We start from the raw sequence: 16,402 nt of genomic DNA, 5'->3' as shown, positions 1-16,402 counted from the left end.
TCTTTAGGGTTGATGATGACTGATGGTTCCGGCCGAGCGGCCTTCCCGCCGGCGCCGACTGGCCTTGGCGCGCTTTCTGCAATCGAGATCATGGCCGGGTACCGGCGCAAGGCATTCACGCCGCGCGATGTCGTCGACGACACCATTGCTGCGTTAGAGGCGACCAGCGAGACCTGCAACGCGGTGGTGACGCCGATGTACGAGCAGGCGAGGGCGGAGGCAGATCGTCTGACGAAGGAGATGCGTGCGGGCGAAGCCAAAGGACCTCTCGCCGGCGTGCCCGTCACGATCAAGGACCTCGTGTTCGTTGCGGGCGTGCCGGCCTATGCCGGCTCGCCGATGAACAAGGCGTTCGTGCCCGACGTCGATGCCGCCGTGGTGTCGGCGCTGAAAGCATCCGGCGCGATCGTCACTTGCAAGACCACGACTTGCGAATCCGGTTACAAGCTGACGGCGGACAGCCCCGTCACGGGTACGACGCGAAATCCCTGGAATCCCGGCCGCACCAGCGGCGGATCGAGCGGCGGTGCGGCGGCGGGCGTCGCCGCCGGTTGCGGCCCGATCGCGATCGGCACCGACGGCGTCGGCTCGATCCGCGTGCCGTCGTCCTTCTGCGGCGTGTTCGGGTTGAAGCCGACCTTCGGCCTGGTGCCCCGCTCGCCCGGCTTCTCGCCGCCGTCCTGGGCCTCGCTCGCGCATACCGGGCCGATCACGCGGACGGTCGCGGATGCCGCGCTGACGCTGGAGATCATTGCCGGCTACGACCTACGTGATGCCGCAAGCCTTCCCGTGTCCACGCGCCGCTTCGACGCGAATGCAGGGCGGCTCGATGGCATTCGCATCGGCGCCAGTGCCGATCTCGGTTACGCCGCCGTCAGCCCCGATGTGTGTGCTGCCTTTGGCAAGGCGCTCGCCATTCTGGATTCCTGCGGCGCGCAGGTCACCATGGATGGGCCGGGTCTCGATCCCGGCATTTTGGAGCACACGCTGAAGCCGATCGCGTTCACCGAACAGGCGGCGGCGGTGGCGACCAAGACGACTGCCGATCTCGCTAGTTCCGAAGCTGATTATCGCGAAGTCGTCAGCGCCGGCCGTCGCTACACCGGAACGGACTACATCGAAGCCAGTTACCGCCGCGGCCAGGCACGCAATGCCTTCGTCAAACTGTTCGAGCGCGTCGATGTGCTGGTGACGCCGACGGTCGCGGTGACCGCATTCGAGGCTGGCCGGATCGGCGTCGACACGATCGATGGCAAGAAGGTCGATCCGCATCTCGGCTGGTCGCCCTTCACCTGGCCGATCAATCTCGCCGGGCTTCCGGCGGCGACACTGCCTTGCGGTTTCGATCGCGACGGCATGCCGATCGGGCTTCAGATCGTCGCGCCCTGGCTCGACGAGCCCACCATCTTCCGCATCGCAGCCGCGTTCGAGCAGGCGCAGCCCTGGGCCAAGTTCTGGCCGCAGGTGGCGTTACGCTAGCCGGAGGAGGAGCGCGAAAACCGCTTTGCAAACAAGGGCCGTTCTACTGTGCATGGGGTTGTTTTCGATGTTGTGTGGGCCTAGCCCAGCTCGATCGGCGCACCGCGGCCGCTGAGCTCTTCGTCGAGGCGCAGGTAATGCGCGAGATAGTCGTGCAGCGCGGTCGCCGCTTTCGAGGTGGCCCCGCTCGATTTGTAGAGCAACAGCTCGATCTTCGGCAGCGGCGGCAGGCCCTCGTTCGGCCCGATCTCGCGCATCGCCGGCACCAGCGCGCTGCGGCCGAGCACGGTGACCGCCATGCCCGCGAAGGCCGCGGCCTGCAGTCCGCCGACGCTCTCGCTGACGCAGGCGATGCGCCAGCGCAGATTGGCGCGCTCCAGCGTATCGATGGCGTAGTCGCGATAGATGTTGCCCGGCGGCAGCAGCGCGAGCGGGATCGGGCGCTCCTGATGCGCGGCGGATTGCTCGCCGGTCATCCAGACCAGCTGCTCGCGCCGCACCACCTGGCCGCCGGTGAAATCGTTCATGCGGGTGACGAGCGCGATGTCGACATCGCCGCGCTTGACGAGGCCGACCAGCGGCGTCGACAGCGCGCAGTTGAGCTCGACCTGCACGCGCGGAAACGATTTCCTGAACACGCTGAGGATCTGTGGCAGCATGAATGCCGCGTAGAGGTCAGGCGTGCCGAGCACGACCTGTCCCTCGATCTCCTGCGACGCCAGCTGCGAGATCAGCTCGTCATGCAGCCTCAGGATGGATTTGGCGTAGGTGAGGACGGTGGTGCCGTCGTCGGTCAGCGTCAGCCTGCGGCCGCCATGCTCGAACAGCTGCTTGCCGGTCAGCTCCTCCAGCCGTTGCAGCTGCAGCGTGATCGCCGGCTGGGTGCGGCCCAGCCGTCGCGCGGTCTCGGTGATGCTGCCGGTCTCGACCACCGAGATCAGCGACCTGAGCATGCGGATGTCGAGACTGATGAGGTTCATGCGGCGTCCATGTCGCCCAGAATTTATGCAAGTTCCATGCTAGGCCTCACTTGGCCCGAGACGCAGATGCGGCGGATTTCACGCCCGGCCGGCCCTTGCGGACCGAATTCCAGAAATTCTCGGCCGCCCGGGTCATGCGGGCGCGGGTGCGGAACAGCGAGACATTGATCGGAATGTCCCAGTCTCCGCCGCCGGCCCGCAGCAGGCGGCCATGGTCGAGATCGGCGCGGACCAGGCTCATCGGCGCCCATGTCACGCCGCGCCCCTCGCGCGCCATGTCGATCAGCAACATGACCGGCGCGGAGAAGCCGGGAACGAGCCAGGCCGACGGATCCTTTGCCGCCAGGAACGACGTGACAAGCCGCCCCACGCCCGAGCCCGGGTGATAGGCGAGATAGGGCAGCGGCGCGCCGGATGCGCCGGGCAGGGGGTAGCGCGGCAGTGGCTTCTTGCTACGGCTGCCACCGCGGCCCGGCTTTGCCGCCGGCGCGCTGATCGGGATCAGCACGTCGGTGGCGAGATCGATGCGCTGGAAGCGGTCCATGTCGAGCCGGCTCACCAGCGACGGATGGTAGTGCGCCAGCATGAAGTGCGCCTGCGCGTCCAGCAGCAGTTTTTCGCATCCGGCGAAATTCGAGGCGACGAGCTGCACGGCTGAGCCCGCGCGCGCGCCATCGGAGTTACGGATCCATTCCGGGAAGAAGGTCTGCGACAGCGAATGCGTGGCGACGAAGGTGATGGTCTCGGCTTTCAGCCGGGCCACTTCGAGCGCCTCCTCGCGGCCGACCAGCACCCGGCGCAGCACGTCCTCGGCGACCGGGCGAAAGCTCTCGCCGGCGGCTGTGAGCGTGATGGTGTGGGTCGAGCGTTCGAACAGCTGTGTCCCCAGCCAGTCCTCGAGCGACTTGATGCGACGGCTCAGCGCCGGCTGGGTCACGTGCCGCCGCTCGGCGGCGCGGGAGAAGCCGCCCTCCTCGGCGATGGCAAGGAAATCCTCCAGCCAGACCAGGTCCATGATGCCGTTTCGTCCTCAAATCATACCGATACGGCATTAGCGCCTGACACGCCGCTGGTCCAATGTAAACGCCATCGAAAGACAAGAACGAAGCGCCGTCAACGCATGGCGCCGATGCCGTTGGAGGAAAGTACATTGCAGATTGCCGCGACGCCGCTGTCTGAACCCATGGCGAGCTCCACGTCCGAACGCCGCCGCAAGCCGCTCTGGCGCGAGCAATATGTCCTCGTGGTCGCCGGCGCCGCGCTCGGCGCGCTGCTCGGTGCTCTGTTTCCGAACTTTGCGGTGGAGCTCAAGCCGCTCGGCGATGTCTTCATCTCGCTGATCAAGATGACCATCGCGCCGCTGATCTTCCTGGTCGTGGTCACCGGGATCGCGCAGGTCGGCGACATGAAAGCGGTCGGGCGCATCGGCCTCAAGGCCTTCGCCTATTTCGAGGTGGTGACGACGATCTGTCTCCTGATCAGTTTCGTCGTGGTGCGCTGGGTGCAGCCCGGCGCGGGCGTCGCGCACGCCACCGCGCAGCAGGCCGAGACGGTCGCGCGCTATCAGCAGGCCCATGTCGGATCGCTGTCGGCCTACATCCAGCACATGGTGCCGGAAAGCTTCGTCGGCGCTTTTGCCGCCGGCGACGTGCTTCAGGTGCTGGTGCTGGCACTGCTCTGCGGTATCGGCCTGTTGCTGCTCGGCGAGAAAGCCGGCCCGCTGCGGACGGGCCTCGAGCGCGTGACCGAGCTCGTGTTCAGCGTGGTTCATGTCGTGGTGGCGCTGGCGCCCATCGGTGCGTTCGGGGCCATGGCGTTCACCGTGGCAAAATTCGGCGCCGCGACGCTCTATGCGCTGGCGCTTCTGGTCGGCACCGCCTGGGCGATGATGGCGTTCTTCATCTTCGTCATTCTCGGCACCATCTGCCGCCTGGTCGGCGTTCGCCTGATGGATCTCCTGCGCCTGCTGCGGACCGAACTGCTGGTGGTGCTCGGCACCTCGTCGTCGGAGACCGCCATTCCCGGCATGATGGAAAAGCTGCCGAAAGCCGGCGTCGGCCGCGCTGTGGCCGGCCTCGTCATTCCGTCCGGCTATTCCTTCAATCTCGACGGCGTTGCGCTGACGCTGCCGCTCTCCACCATCTTCGTCGCCCAGGTCTACGGTGTCGAGCTCACGGCCGCGCAGCAGCTGAGCCTGTTCGTGGTGATGCTGTTCACCAGCAAGGGCGCGGCCGGCGTCACCGGCGGTGCGTTCGCAGCACTCGCTGCGACCGTCGTCGCCGCAGGGCTCCCGGCGGAAGGGCTGGCGCTGCTGCTCGGCATCGACCGTTTCATGTCGCTGGCGCGTGCCATCACCAACACCATCGGCAACGCGGTCGCCGCGATCGTGGTCGCGAAATGGGACGGCGAATTCAATCGCGAGGACTGGGCTCAGTCCGCCGCGCAAATCCAGCAAGCGAAGTAAGGATCCAAGGCTTCAATATGGCTATCAGCAACAACGAACTTCCTGTCATCGCGCTGACACCCGGCGACTGCACCGGCATCGGCCCCGAGCAGATCGCGCGCATCCTCTCGGACGACCGCCTCGCCGATGTCGCGCGTCTCGTGGTGGTCGGCGATGCCCGCGTGCTCGACATGGGCATGGAACATGCCGGCGTGAAGCTGAAGGTCGAGCGGATTGCCTCGCCGAAGGCCGCAAAATGGGGCCGCGGCACAGTGCAACTCGTTGACTTGGGCAATACCGATCCCGCCAAAATCCCGCTCGGCAAGGCCAGCGCCGAATCCGGTCGGTTGACCGGCGAGACCCTTTCGCGCGCGATCGACTTCTCCAAGGCCGGCGAGGTCGATGCCATCACCTTCGCGCCCCTCAACAAGCGCGCGATGTTCGACGGCGGCTGGAAGTTTCCCGACGAGCACAAGATGTTCGCGAGCCTGCTGGGGCACAAGACCTACTTCTCCGAGATGAACGTGCTCGACGGCCAATGGATGTCGCGCGTCACCGGGCACCAATCGCTGCGCGAGGCGCTCGACGGCATCAATCCGGAGAGCATCACCGATGCGATCGAGCTGGTTGACCGCATGATGCGGCGGGCCGGCGTCGCCAAGCCGCGCATCGCGGTCGCAGCTCTCAATCCGCACGCCGGCGAGAACGGCCTGTTCGGCCGCGACGAGATCGAGATGATCCGTCCGACGGTCGAGGCCGCCGCCAAGACCGGCATCGCCTGCACCGGGCCTTATCCCGCCGATACCGTCTATATCCGCGCCTTCGCCGGCGAGTTCGACAGCGTGGTCGCGATGTATCACGACCAGGGCCAGATCGCGACCAAGCTGCGCGGCTTCAACCGCGGCGTCACCGTCACCGCGGGGCTCGAGACCGTCTTCACCACGCCGTCGCACGGCACGGCGTTCGATATCGTAGGCCAAGGCGTCGCCAACACCGGTGCGCTGGAGAGCGCAGTGCGTCTGGCGGCCAAGCTGGTGTCGATCAAGGTCAAGGAGGCTGCCTATGCGCACTGATCGCAGGACCTTACTCCAGGCGGCGGCTGCGCTGCCTCTGGCCACAGTCGGTGCCAACGCGGCCTTCGCGCAAGCCCCAGCTGCAGCGCCCGCTGCCGCGCCGCCCAAGGAGGTGACGCGCGCACTGGCGCATTATCTCGTCAACGCGCAGCACGACGACTTGCCGGCCAATGTCCGAAAAGAGGGCGTGCGGACGCTGCTGAACTGGGTCGGCGTCGCCATCGGCGGATCGCATCACGAGACGGTCGATATCGCGGTGTCCGCGCTCGGCCCGTTCTCCGGGCCGCAGCAGGCTTCCCTGTTCGGACGGCGTGAGCGGTTCGACATCATGAACGCCGCCTTCATCAACGGCGTGTCGAGCCACATCTTCGACTATGACGATACGCATCTGAAGACGATCATCCATCCGGCCGGTCCCGTGGCCTCGGCGATCCTCGCGCTGTCGGAAATGCAGCCGGTCTCGGGCAAGGACTTCCTCAACGCGCTCGTGCTCGGCGTCGAGACCGAGTGCCGGATCGGCAACTCGGTCTACCCGAACCACTACGATGTCGGCTGGCACATCACCGGCACGGCCGGTGTGTTCGGCTCGGCCGCGGCCGTCGGCAAGCTTCTCAAGCTCAACGAGCAGCAGATGACTTGGGCGCTCGGCCTCGCCGCATCCCAGCCCGTGGGTCTGCGCGAATCCTTCGGCTCGATGAACAAGAGCTTCAATCCGGGCCGTGCTGCCTCCAGCGGCATTTTCGCGGCGATCCTGGCCTCGAAGAATTTCACGTCGTCTGACGCGATGATCGAGGCCAAACGCGGCTGGGCCAACGCGATCAGCACCAAGCAGGATTACAACGAGATCCTCGGCGACCTCGGCAAGCGCTATGAGGCCGCTCTCAACACCTACAAGCCGTTCGCCTGCGGTATCGTCATTCATCCCGCGATCGATGCGGCGATCCAGCTCCGCAACGAGAATAAGCTGACTGCCGACCAGATCGAGCGGGTCGATCTCAAGATCCATCCGCTGGTGCTCGAGCTGACCGGCAAGAAGACGCCGAAACTCGGACTCGAAGGCAAGTTCAGCATCTATCATTCGGTCGCGGTCGCCATCGTCGAGGGCGCCGGCGGCGAAAAGCAGTTCAGCGATCGTGCGGTGAACGACCCCACAATCGTCGCGTTGCGCGAGAGGGTGTTCCCGGTCATCACCCCCGGCATCAAGCCGGAGCAGGTCGATATGACCATCGTGCTCAAGGACGGCCGCAAGCTGAACCGGTACATCGAGCATGCGATCGGCAGCGTCGAGGTGCCGATGACCGACAAGCAGCTCGAAACCAAGTTCTCCGACCTTGCCGACGGCATCATTCCCGCGGCGACCATCCGGCGCGTGATGGATGCCTGCTGGGGTGTCGAGAATCTGCCGAGCGCGGCAGAGATCGCCAAGATGTCGGTCGCGGTCTGATCGCGAGGGAGAGAAGCAATGCGGTCACGCCGCCATTTCCTGCAATCCTCCGGTTCGGTCGCCGCTCTGGCTGCCACCGGCGGCCGCGTGGCTTTCGCAGCCGGACCGGGCGTGACGGAGCGGCTCGCCCGCTACATGGTTGCCGCGCGGGACCAGGAGCTGCCCGAGCAGGTGCTGCGCGAATGCAAGCACCGCATCCTCGATACGCTCGGCGCGATGATCTCGGGATCGCGCATGAAGCCGGGCGAGATGGCGCTCAAATACGTGCGCACGCTCGGCGGCGATGCCCAGGCCTCCGTGGTCGGCTCGGACTTTCGCACCACGGCAGTCAACGCGGCCCTGGCGAATGCGATGTGTGCGCATGCGGACGAGACCGACGATTTCGAGCCCGTCACCAAGGCGCATCCGGGATGCTCTGTGGTACCGGCCGCGCTCGCGTTCGGTGAGCGGGAGCATCGCAGCGGACAGGACGTCATTCGTGCCGTCGCGCTCGGCTACGATTTGACCTGCCGCCTGTTGATGGCGCTGGGCCCGGATCTCGTGCGCGGCACGCACCGCAGCGCCGAGGGAACATCATCGACCTTCGGTGCGCTCGGCGCGGCGGCCTCGCTCGCACGGCTCGACGAGAAGGGGATGCGCTACGCGATCTCCTATTCGTCGCAGCAGGTTTCCGGCTTGTGGAGCTGGGTGAAGGACCACGATCACATCGAGAAGGCGTTTGACTTCGCCGGCATGGGCGCCCGCAATGGCGTCATGGCGGTCGACATGGTTCTCAACGGCCTGACCGGTGTCGACGACGTGCTCGACGGCACGCATAATCTCTTCATCGCGCTGTCGACCGATCCGAAGCCCGAGGAGATGGTGAAGGATCTCGGCAAGCTGTTCTATGTCACGGAAACCGCGATCAAGACCTTCTCGGTCGGCTATCCGATCCAGTCGCCGCTGGATGCGATGCTGACGCTGCGCAAGCAGCACAGCCTCACGCCAGATAACGTCCGTAGCATCCTGGTCAAGCTGCCGACCGATGCGATGGGAATTGTAGGCGAAAGCGCGATGCCGGACGTCAATTGCCAGCACCTCGTGGCGGTCGCGCTGGTCAAGGGCGCGGTGTCGTTCAACGACAGTCATGACGTCGCGCTGATGCACGATCCAAAGATCCTGGAGCAGCGCGCCAAGGTGACGCTGGCCGGTGACAAGGCGCTGATGGACCCGGCGGCGCCGCGCGGCGCCAAGGTCGAGGTCACGTTGACGGATGGGCGGAAGATTGACCATTTCACCAGGTTTCCGCCGGGCACCAAAGAAAATGCGCTCTCCACGCAGGCGGTTGGCGCGAAGGCACGTGACCTGATGGCACCTGTGCTGGGTTCGGGTAAGGCCGACAGGCTCATCGAGCAAATCAACAATCTGGAGGCGGTCGGGGATGTAAGCCAGCTCCGCGAATTGCTGGTAGCTTGAGAAGATCGCCGGCCGCGTTGAGCCGTCGCGCACAACTGGCGAGGTGTCAGATCAAGGCACCAGCCGCAGGGAGGAAGAAGGCCATGCGAACGAGACACTCGCGCCTGGTGGCGCTCATCGCGCTGATGTTCGTGATGCGGTTGTCGGCGGCCGACGCCCAGAACGACGCTTCGGGCGTTCCAAAGGTTCAGACCAGCCTCGGCAGGGTGGAAGGAGCGCGCCACGACGATACGGACGTGTTTCTAGGCATTCCCTATGCGCTGCCGCCGACGGGAGAGCGTCGTCTTGCGCCGCCTGTTCCGGCTGCTTCCTGGAGCGCGCCATTGCGCGCGATCGTACCTCCATCGGCCTGTCCGCAATTGCCATCGCCCGATCCAGCCGGACTCGCGAGCAGCAACGAGGATTGCCTCTATCTGAATATCTGGAGGCCGACGGCGGCAAACAGCGTCGGCGCGCGTGGCAGGCCGGTCATGGTATGGATCCACGGCGGCGGCTTCGTCGAAGGCTATGGTGCTGCGAAGCAGTATGACGCAACCCATCTCGCGCTAGCTGCCGATGCGGTCGTCGTCACCGTTAATTACCGGGTCGGCGCCCTGGGCTTTCTTGCGGCACCCGCGCTGGACGATGTGGATGCCCGTCATATCTCGGGCAATTACGGCCTTCAAGACTTGCAGATGGCCTTGCATTGGATCGCCCAGGATATCGCCGCATTCGGCGGCGATCCAGGCAACGTCACCGTGATGGGTGAATCCGCCGGCGCCAACGCCGTGCTCGGACTGTTGGCATCGCCCGGCTCGGAGGGACTGTTTCACCGCGCGATCGTGCAGAGCGCGACCGACGGCGCACACACTCTGCCGCTCAAGCAGGCAGAGCGCGAGCGGTATGCCAGTTCGCTGGATGAGATCGGCTGCGGCACGGTGCAGACGCTGGCCTGCCTGCGCTCCGCGCGCTCCGACGCCTTCCTGCGCATGACGGCTAGACCGACCATGATCCAGGATGGGATCGTCCTGCCGCTTGATCCATTTGAGGCGTTTCGGCAGGGACGTTTCATGAAGGTGCCGGTGCTGATCGGAACCAACGCCAAGGAAAACTATCTCTTCACGGCGCGCGTCGAATCCGATGTCCTCAAGCGGATCATGTTGCCAGGCGACATTCCGGGCATGCTCAAATCCAGTTTTGGCGACAAAGCCGACGTAGTGGCGGCGCAGTACGTGCCGGAGGCCTACGCCACCGCCTCGACCCTGATCGGCAGCGCGCTGACGGACCGGCGCTTCGCTTGCATGGCCAATCTCACGCGTAACGCGCTCGCGGCTTCCGTGCCCGTCTACGGCTACGAGCTCGACATCGCCGATCCCATGCAGCAGCAGCCGCTCGTGCAAGGCAGCGACCTGCCGAACCTGTCCTACCATACGACCGATCTCGGCTACCTCTTCAACAACGACAACGATGCGCATGCGCTGCCTGGTCGGCACGCAGCGTTGTCGCGCATGATCGCGGGCTATTGGAGCGCTTTCGCCGCGACTGGAGAGCCGAACGGAGGCGAGGCAAATGCGAATACGAATGGGAGCGGCCCCGAGCGCCTTCGCTGGCGCCGCTTCACCAGCGATGATCGGGCCGTGCTCTCGATTTCGGACACGCCTGTCATGCGCCGCGACTTCGCCGATGCCCACAAATGCGCCTTCTGGGAAAGCTCAGGGCTGGTGGCGCCGACATGGTGAGACGTCATGCGGGGCATCCACGCATACTCAAGGGAAGAAGCATGAAGCCGAAGCAATGGATCGCCGTATGCGGGGTCGTCGTACTGCGGCAGCACATGCCGCCGCGGCGGCTGCAATTGACATCTCCGCCCGCGATATCGGCAAGCTGAGGCCGTTGATGACGGCTTGACGTCCTGCGATCAACGATAAACTAAGAGAGAGGAAACGCCTGATGTACCGATACTGCCGCCGCTGGGTTCTTGCCGCCTGCGGCGCGATCCTGCTTTGTGGTCCGGCCCTCGCGCAGGATTATCCCTCCCGGCCCGTCAAGATCATCGTGCCGTTCCCGGCCGGCGGGTCCAACGACATCATCGCCCGCATCGTTGCCCAGAAGCTGACCGAGCGGAACGGCCAGAATTTCCTCGTGGAGAACCGTGGTGGTGCCGGCGGCAATATCGGCGCCGAGGCGGTCGCGAGCGCAGAGGCCGATGGCTATACCTTGCTGCTGACCGCGCCGCCGCCGCTGACGATCAACGGCTCCCTCTACAAGAAGCTGCCGTTTGATCCGGCAAAGGCCTTTGCGCCGGTCGCGCTGATCGCCTCGGTGCCGATCGTGCTGGTCGTCAATCCTTCGGTGCAGGCAAGGAATGTCGGCGAGCTGATTGCGCTGGCCAAGGCCAAGCCGGGCACGCTGAATTTCGGCTCGTCGGGCATCGGGTCGACCAATCATCTCGCCGGCGAGCTGCTGAAGAGCATGGCCGGCATCGATATCGTGCACGTGCCGTATCGTGGTGCGGCTCCGGCGATGAACGATCTGCTTGCGGGCCAGATCCCGTTCATGTTCGACAACATGCCGGCAGTGCTGCCGCAGGTGCAAGGCAAGGCCATCAACGCGATCGCGGTGGCCGGTGCCAAGCGGGCGGAAGCGCTACCTGATGTGTCGACGGTCGGTGAGACCGTGCCGGGTTTCGAGGCGTCGTCATGGTTCGGACTGGTGGCGCCGGCCAAGACGCCTGCGCCGGCGCTCGCCAAGCTGAGCGGCGAGCTCGAGACGATCCTGAAGATGCCTGACGTCAAGAAGCGGCTTGCCGAGCTCGGGGCCGAGCCTGGCACGGTGTTCGGCGATGCGTTCGGGCAATTCATGACGGACGAGACTGCAAAGTGGGGCAAGCTCGTCAAAGCCTCCGGCGCCACGGTAGACTGAAGGGCGTAGCATGGATCTGAATCTGGGCGGCAAGGTTGCCATCGTCACCGGCGGCAGCATCGGTATCGGCCGGGCCATTGCTGCCGAGCTTGCGCGCGAGCAGGCGCATGTCGTCATCGTGGCCCGCGATGCCGAGCGCCTTGCCGCGTCCGCGCAAGACATGTCGCGGGACACCGGCCGGCGGGTGATTGCATGTGCCGGCGACATGACCAGGCCGGACGACATCGCCCGCGCCATGGATACCGCGCGCGAGGTCTTTGGCCGCGTCGACATCCTCGTCAACAATGCCGGCGCCTCGCCGATGGGCCGGATCGCGGAAACGCCTGATGCGATCTGGGCCAAGTCGATCGAGCTGAAACTGCTGGGCTACATGCGTTGTGCGCGCAATGTGCTGCCGGAGATGCGCGACCGCCGCTGGGGACGCATCATCAACATCATCGGTCGCAGCGGGCATCAGCCGCGCGCGGCCTATATGGCGGGCGGCGCGGTCAACGCGGCGCTGCTCAACTTCACGCTCGCGCTCGCCGAGGAATGCGCGCCTGACAATGTGCTGGTTACCGGCGTCAATCCCGGTCCGGTGCAGACCGATCGCTGGGACAGCCTGATCTCCCAGGGGGCGGCCATCTCCGGACAGGATCAGGGCGCAACCAATGCGGCAGCCATCGCCTCGGTTCCGCTTGGCCGCGTTGGACAGCCGGATGAGGTGTCAGGGATCGTTGCATTCCTCTGTTCAGACCGCGCATCCTTCATTACGGGTACCTGCATCAATGTCGATGGCGGTGGAACGAGGTATATCTGATGCCTAGCGAACTGCGGATGATCGGTGTCAGCGACGATTGCGAGCTTGCGGTTCGCGTCGACGATTATCTCCTGCCGTGGGACACCAAGCCGCCCGTCGTGATGCTTCATGGGCTCGCCGAGAGCGGCGAGGCGTTCCGGCGCTGGGTGCCGTATTTTGCCACGCATCATCTGGTGGTGAGGCCCGATCTTCGCGGCTACGGCGATTCGACGCCGATGCAGGGCACCTATGTCTATCGCTTCGCCGGCCTCGGCGACGATATCATTCGGATGCTGGATGCGCTGAAGCTCGATCGCGTGTTCCTGATCGGCGGCAAGATCGGCGGCACGCTGGCGATGCATCTCACGGCCAAGCACCCGGATCGCGTGATCGCGGTTGCCGCGGTCGGCGCGCCGGCGTCGTTAACCTCGTTCAACGAGCGGGCGCCGACCTGGCGCAAGCAGATCCGCGAGCAGGGCGTCGAGGCCTGGGTCCGCGAGACCACGGCCGGCCGGCTCGGCTCGTCACTGCCGCCCGCGGCGCTCGACTGGTGGATCAGCCTGATGTCGAAGACCAAGGCGTCGACGCTGGAAGCGTTCCTTCAGATGGTGCCGACCGTCGACGTCACCGGCGAACTCCCGGCCATCAAGCGCCCGGCGCTGGTGATCACCACGACCGGCTCGGGGCTCGGCGACGTTGCGTCCGTGAAAGCGTGGCAGGAGACGATCCCGGGCTCGAAGCTCGAAGTGCTGCCGGGCGATTCCTATCATGTCGCCGCGACGGACCCCGACACCTGCGCGCGAAAGGTGCGCGAGTTCTTCGATCGCGTCGCGACTTAAGGCGTACGGGGCGGGCCATTGGCCCGCCCGTCGTTTGGCTCTAAGACTGACGTTCCGACAAGAAACGGCGAAAATCAGGGAGTGACGCCATGACAAAAACCACCCGACGCAGCGTGCTCACTGCCGCAGCCGCGATGACCGCTGCAGGCCTCGCAGATGTGTCGCCGGCCGCAGCGCAGGCTGCGCCCAAGCCGATCTTCCCGGTGCCGATGGTCGCGATCCCTATCGTCGGCGAGACGAGCGTATTCCAGGTCCGTCGTATTTACTGCATCGGCCGCAACTATGCGGCGCACGCGATCGAGCGCGGCTCCGATCCGAACCGCGAGCCGCCGTTCTTCTTCCAGAAGCCGACGGATGCCATCCAGAACGTTGCGATCGGCGAGGTCGCCGATCATCCCTATCCGTCGCTGACCAAGAACTACCACCACGAGGTCGAGCTGGTCGCGGCGCTGAAATCCGGCGGGACCAACATCCCGGCCGAGAAAGCGCTCGACCATGTCTATGGCTACGCACTCGGCCTCGACATGACCCGGCGCGATCTTCAGAACGGCATGGCCGCGGAGAAGAAGCCGTGGGAGATCGGCAAGAGCTTTGACCATGCTGCGGTGATCGGCCCGATCCATCCCGTGAGCAAGACCGGTCATTTCGAGAAGGGTGCGATTTCGCTCGCGATCAACGGCACCGTGAAGCAGAGCTCGGACCTCAGCAAGATGATCTGGAGCGTCGCCGAGCAGATCGCGAAGCTTTCGGAAGCGTTCGAGTTGAAGGCTGGCGACATCATCTATTCCGGAACGCCGGAGAATGTCGGCCCCGTGGCGAAGGGCGATGTGCTGTTGTGCAAGCTCGAAGGCTTGCCCGATATGTCGATCAAGATCGTCTGAGTATCCGCGAGCAATTCAGTGCTGGAGGGACGTGACATGTTGCGGCTCGGCTTGATCGCCACGTTGGGATTGGTCGCTCTCATGACCGGTGCTCCCGAGGTGAAAGCCGAGGGCGCGCTCGAGGTTGCGCCGACGGGAACATTGCGCGTGGCGGTGGCCGTCGGTCCCGCCGCATCGGCGTTCTGGACGACGCGCGATCCTGCGACCGGGAAGCCGCGCGGCGTCACGGTCGAACTGGCCAAGGCTGCCGCCGGGATGCTCCACCTTCCGCTGCAGCTCGTCGAATACCAAAGCTCGGACGAGATCGCCGCTGCCAGCGGCAAGGACGTCTGGGATCTCTCCTTCATGCCGGCTGACGTCAAGCGCGAAGCGTTCGTGGACCAGGGGCCCGCCTACGTCGCCTATATGAGCGGCTATCTCATCCGCGCGGGTTCGGACATCCGCTCTGTTGCGGATGTCGATCGCGCGGGCATGCGGGTCGGATGCATCGAGGGAACGTCGACATCGCGGACGGTCGAGAAATCGCTGAAGCAGGCGAAGCTCACGAAGTTCGTCAAGCCGGAACAGGCGGCCGAGCTGCTCGGCAAGGGCGAGCTCGATGCGCTCGCAATGGGCATGGGGGCGCTGGAAGACCTCTCGCGAAAACTGCCGGAAACGAAGGTGCTGGACGAAGTGGTTCAGTCGACCGGCGTGGTCGTGGTCGTGCCGAAGGGCAAGACCGTCGCGAAGGTCTGGGCCGCGCAATTCCTGACGGAGGCCAAGGCTGATGGCACAGTCCGCCGTGCGCTCGACAGCAACGGCTTTACGGCCGACAAGGTCGCGCCTTAGCGCGCGGAAACCGCGACCCGAGCCATTGAATTGCCGGAGTTCCATCCGCGATTGCCCCGTGTTGGGCCACGAACAAACCCGCTGTGGCCATATTTGAGTCAGAGTGATCTCCCGAGAGGGAGGCGCTCCGATGAACAAAGCTCTGATCACTGCCATCGTGCTGCTGGCCGGCGTGCCGGCAAGCGCCGCTGCGCAGGAGCGCGCTGGTTCTGCGGCATTAGGCGCCGTATCCGGCGCCGTCGTACTCGGTCCGATCGGTGCCGTCGCGGGCGCGGTAATCGGCTATACCGCCGGACCTTCGATCGCGAGGTCATGGGGCGTGAGAGGTTCGCAGTCAGCGAGACATCGGCAGCCATCACGCCGTGAGGCGTCCCCCGTCGCCGCTACCACCGCTCCGCCGCGCACGCGCCAGGCGATGGAGGCCAGCGGTCAGATGAGAGCTGCGAGCAATCCGCCGGTCCAGGCCGCACCTGTGGAGCAGCCGGCTCAAGCTGCGCCCGCGGCGCCGGTGGAAACCACGACGCCGCCGGTTCAGGGATTCGACTGAAACTACGCCGCCGTCTTCGGCCGCAGCCGATCCACCGTCCGCGCGATCAACGACGCGACCTCCGCCACCTTCGGCCCGATCCGGAATTCCGGCCCCGCGACGACGACCGACAGGCGGCGGTCGCCGATCGGCAGCGGGATCGCAGCACCAGCGAGGTCGCGGCTGTAGTCGGCAAAGCTCTGGCAGTAACCACGCTCGATCGAATTGCGCAGCTCGGCCTCCACCGCCTCGATGCTGATCGGGGTCGACGGGCCATATTGCTTGAACTCGATCTTGCGATAGACGGAGTCGCGCTCCTCCGGCGTATATTGCAGCAGCAGCGCGCGGCCGCTCGCGGTGGCGTGGATCGGCACGCGGTGGCCGATGGTGGCGAAATAGCGGATCGCTGCCTGGGATTCGACGACGTCGATGAAGACAGCCATGACGCCCGCGGGCGCCACGATGGATGCGGTCTCGCCGGTCTCGGCCGAGAGATCTGCGATCAACGTATGCGTCCACGGCGGCAGCGGCTCGACTTCTGAGATCATCCGCGCCATCGCCAGCCATCGCGGCGTCGGATAGAAGCCGGCGCGCGGCCGGGGTTCGTAGAGATAACCCTTCTCCGACAGCGTCGCGAGCAGGTTGAAGGTCGACGAGCGTGGCCAGCCGAAATGATCGGCGATTTCGGCAAGCGTCGCCGGCTTTCTCGTTTGCGCGAAGAATTCCATGATCTCCAGGACGTTTGCGGCTTGGCGAACGATCATGGTGGCGGCGT

At 65.4% G+C, this 16,402-nt stretch carries 15 protein-coding genes; 12 read left to right on the top strand and 3 right to left on the bottom strand.

Annotated features, from left to right (window positions below; genetic code table 11):
• The first annotated feature begins 15 nt into the window (after positions 1-15).
• Positions 16-1,479, top strand: a complete 1,464-nt coding sequence (locus tag NLM32_RS36950) for an amidase (protein WP_254133610.1) — start codon at positions 16-18, stop codon at positions 1,477-1,479.
• Between the two features lie 80 nt (positions 1,480-1,559).
• On the opposite strand, the gene NLM32_RS36945 is transcribed toward NLM32_RS36950, so the two are convergent.
• Together NLM32_RS36945 and NLM32_RS36940 are read right to left on the bottom strand one after the other, a co-directional pair.
• Positions 1,560-2,459: a LysR substrate-binding domain-containing protein gene (locus NLM32_RS36945; RefSeq protein WP_254133609.1), complete on the bottom strand. Its 900-nt coding sequence runs from the start codon at positions 2,457-2,459 to the stop codon at positions 1,560-1,562.
• A gap of 46 nt (positions 2,460-2,505) precedes the next feature.
• On the bottom strand, positions 2,506-3,474 hold the full coding sequence (locus NLM32_RS36940; protein WP_254133608.1) for a LysR family transcriptional regulator: 969 nt from the start codon (positions 3,472-3,474) through the stop codon (positions 2,506-2,508).
• A 135-nt stretch (positions 3,475-3,609) separates the two neighbouring features.
• Here NLM32_RS36940 and NLM32_RS36935 point away from each other — a divergent pair, with 135 nt between their 5' ends.
• The 11 genes from NLM32_RS36935 to NLM32_RS36885 all read left to right on the top strand — a co-directional run bounded on the left by NLM32_RS36935 (position 3,610) and on the right by NLM32_RS36885 (position 15,648).
• Positions 3,610-4,923 carry a cation:dicarboxylate symporter family transporter gene (locus NLM32_RS36935; RefSeq protein WP_254133607.1) on the top strand — a complete coding sequence of 438 codons (1,314 nt, stop codon included), beginning with the start codon at positions 3,610-3,612 and terminating at the stop codon, positions 4,921-4,923.
• Positions 4,924-4,940: 17 nt separating this feature from the next.
• Complete coding sequence (locus tag NLM32_RS36930) at positions 4,941-5,975, top strand: PdxA family protein (RefSeq protein ID WP_254133606.1); 1,035 nt, start codon at positions 4,941-4,943, stop codon at positions 5,973-5,975.
• The gene (locus NLM32_RS36925; protein ID WP_254133605.1) at positions 5,965-7,419 is read left to right on the top strand and encodes an MmgE/PrpD family protein; all 1,455 of its coding nucleotides are present in this window, start codon (positions 5,965-5,967) and stop codon (positions 7,417-7,419) included. The genes NLM32_RS36930 and NLM32_RS36925 overlap by 11 nt, the downstream gene beginning before the upstream one ends.
• A gap of 18 nt (positions 7,420-7,437) precedes the next feature.
• Entirely contained in the window at positions 7,438-8,874 is a 1,437-nt protein-coding gene (locus tag NLM32_RS36920) for an MmgE/PrpD family protein (RefSeq protein WP_254133604.1), read from the top strand.
• A gap of 83 nt (positions 8,875-8,957) precedes the next feature.
• Positions 8,958-10,592 (top strand): carboxylesterase/lipase family protein, encoded by a 1,635-nt coding sequence (locus NLM32_RS36915; RefSeq protein ID WP_254133603.1) that lies wholly within the window; start codon positions 8,958-8,960, stop codon positions 10,590-10,592.
• 211 nt (positions 10,593-10,803) lie between these two features.
• Positions 10,804-11,775: a tripartite tricarboxylate transporter substrate binding protein gene (locus NLM32_RS36910; RefSeq protein WP_254133602.1), complete on the top strand. Its 972-nt coding sequence runs from the start codon at positions 10,804-10,806 to the stop codon at positions 11,773-11,775.
• A 10-nt stretch (positions 11,776-11,785) separates the two neighbouring features.
• Positions 11,786-12,574, top strand: coding sequence for an SDR family oxidoreductase (locus tag NLM32_RS36905; protein WP_254133601.1), 789 nt, complete (start codon positions 11,786-11,788; stop codon positions 12,572-12,574).
• Positions 12,574-13,392 (top strand): alpha/beta fold hydrolase, encoded by an 819-nt coding sequence (locus tag NLM32_RS36900; protein WP_254133600.1) that lies wholly within the window; start codon positions 12,574-12,576, stop codon positions 13,390-13,392. The genes NLM32_RS36905 and NLM32_RS36900 overlap by 1 nt, the downstream gene beginning before the upstream one ends.
• Positions 13,393-13,481: 89 nt before the next feature.
• Positions 13,482-14,273, top strand: coding sequence for a fumarylacetoacetate hydrolase family protein (locus NLM32_RS36895; protein ID WP_254133599.1), 792 nt, complete (start codon positions 13,482-13,484; stop codon positions 14,271-14,273).
• 36 nt (positions 14,274-14,309) lie between these two features.
• Positions 14,310-15,101, top strand: a complete 792-nt coding sequence (locus NLM32_RS36890) for a transporter substrate-binding domain-containing protein (protein ID WP_254133598.1) — start codon at positions 14,310-14,312, stop codon at positions 15,099-15,101.
• Positions 15,102-15,231: 130 nt separating this feature from the next.
• Positions 15,232-15,648, top strand: a complete 417-nt coding sequence (locus NLM32_RS36885; RefSeq protein WP_254133597.1) for a hypothetical protein — start codon at positions 15,232-15,234, stop codon at positions 15,646-15,648.
• Between the two features lie 2 nt (positions 15,649-15,650).
• Here NLM32_RS36885 and NLM32_RS36880 read toward each other — a convergent pair whose 3' ends face one another.
• The gene (locus NLM32_RS36880; protein WP_254133596.1) at positions 15,651-16,391 is read right to left on the bottom strand and encodes an IclR family transcriptional regulator; all 741 of its coding nucleotides are present in this window, start codon (positions 16,389-16,391) and stop codon (positions 15,651-15,653) included.
• Positions 16,392-16,402: the final 11 nt, after the last annotated feature.

Source organism: Bradyrhizobium sp. CCGUVB14 (assembly GCF_024199935.1).
GTDB lineage: Bacteria > Pseudomonadota > Alphaproteobacteria > Rhizobiales > Xanthobacteraceae > Bradyrhizobium.
Note: the sequence above shows the minus strand (reverse complement) of the source record. Positions and strands in the feature narration are given on the sequence as shown.

Excerpts from the sequence above, each read along its gene's own strand:
- NLM32_RS36945 (WP_254133609.1), bottom strand. The coding sequence starts at position 2,459 with ATGAACCTCATCAGTCTCGACATCCGCATGCTCAGGTCGCTGATCTCG.
- NLM32_RS36920 (WP_254133604.1), top strand. The coding sequence starts at position 7,438 with ATGCGGTCACGCCGCCATTTCCTGCAATCCTCCGGTTCGGTCGCCGCT.
- NLM32_RS36900 (WP_254133600.1), top strand. The coding sequence starts at position 12,574 with ATGCCTAGCGAACTGCGGATGATCGGTGTCAGCGACGATTGCGAGCTT.
- NLM32_RS36895 (WP_254133599.1), top strand. The coding sequence starts at position 13,482 with ATGACAAAAACCACCCGACGCAGCGTGCTCACTGCCGCAGCCGCGATG.
- NLM32_RS36885 (WP_254133597.1), top strand. The coding sequence starts at position 15,232 with ATGAACAAAGCTCTGATCACTGCCATCGTGCTGCTGGCCGGCGTGCCG.
- NLM32_RS36905 (WP_254133601.1), top strand. The coding sequence starts at position 11,786 with ATGGATCTGAATCTGGGCGGCAAGGTTGCCATCGTCACCGGCGGCAGC.
- NLM32_RS36950 (WP_254133610.1), top strand. The coding sequence starts at position 16 with ATGACTGATGGTTCCGGCCGAGCGGCCTTCCCGCCGGCGCCGACTGGC.
- NLM32_RS36930 (WP_254133606.1), top strand. The coding sequence starts at position 4,941 with ATGGCTATCAGCAACAACGAACTTCCTGTCATCGCGCTGACACCCGGC.
- NLM32_RS36880 (WP_254133596.1), bottom strand. The coding sequence starts at position 16,391 with ATGATCGTTCGCCAAGCCGCAAACGTCCTGGAGATCATGGAATTCTTC.
- NLM32_RS36940 (WP_254133608.1), bottom strand. The coding sequence starts at position 3,474 with ATGGACCTGGTCTGGCTGGAGGATTTCCTTGCCATCGCCGAGGAGGGC.
- NLM32_RS36925 (WP_254133605.1), top strand. The coding sequence starts at position 5,965 with ATGCGCACTGATCGCAGGACCTTACTCCAGGCGGCGGCTGCGCTGCCT.
- NLM32_RS36915 (WP_254133603.1), top strand. The coding sequence starts at position 8,958 with ATGCGAACGAGACACTCGCGCCTGGTGGCGCTCATCGCGCTGATGTTC.
- NLM32_RS36890 (WP_254133598.1), top strand. The coding sequence starts at position 14,310 with ATGTTGCGGCTCGGCTTGATCGCCACGTTGGGATTGGTCGCTCTCATG.
- NLM32_RS36910 (WP_254133602.1), top strand. The coding sequence starts at position 10,804 with ATGTACCGATACTGCCGCCGCTGGGTTCTTGCCGCCTGCGGCGCGATC.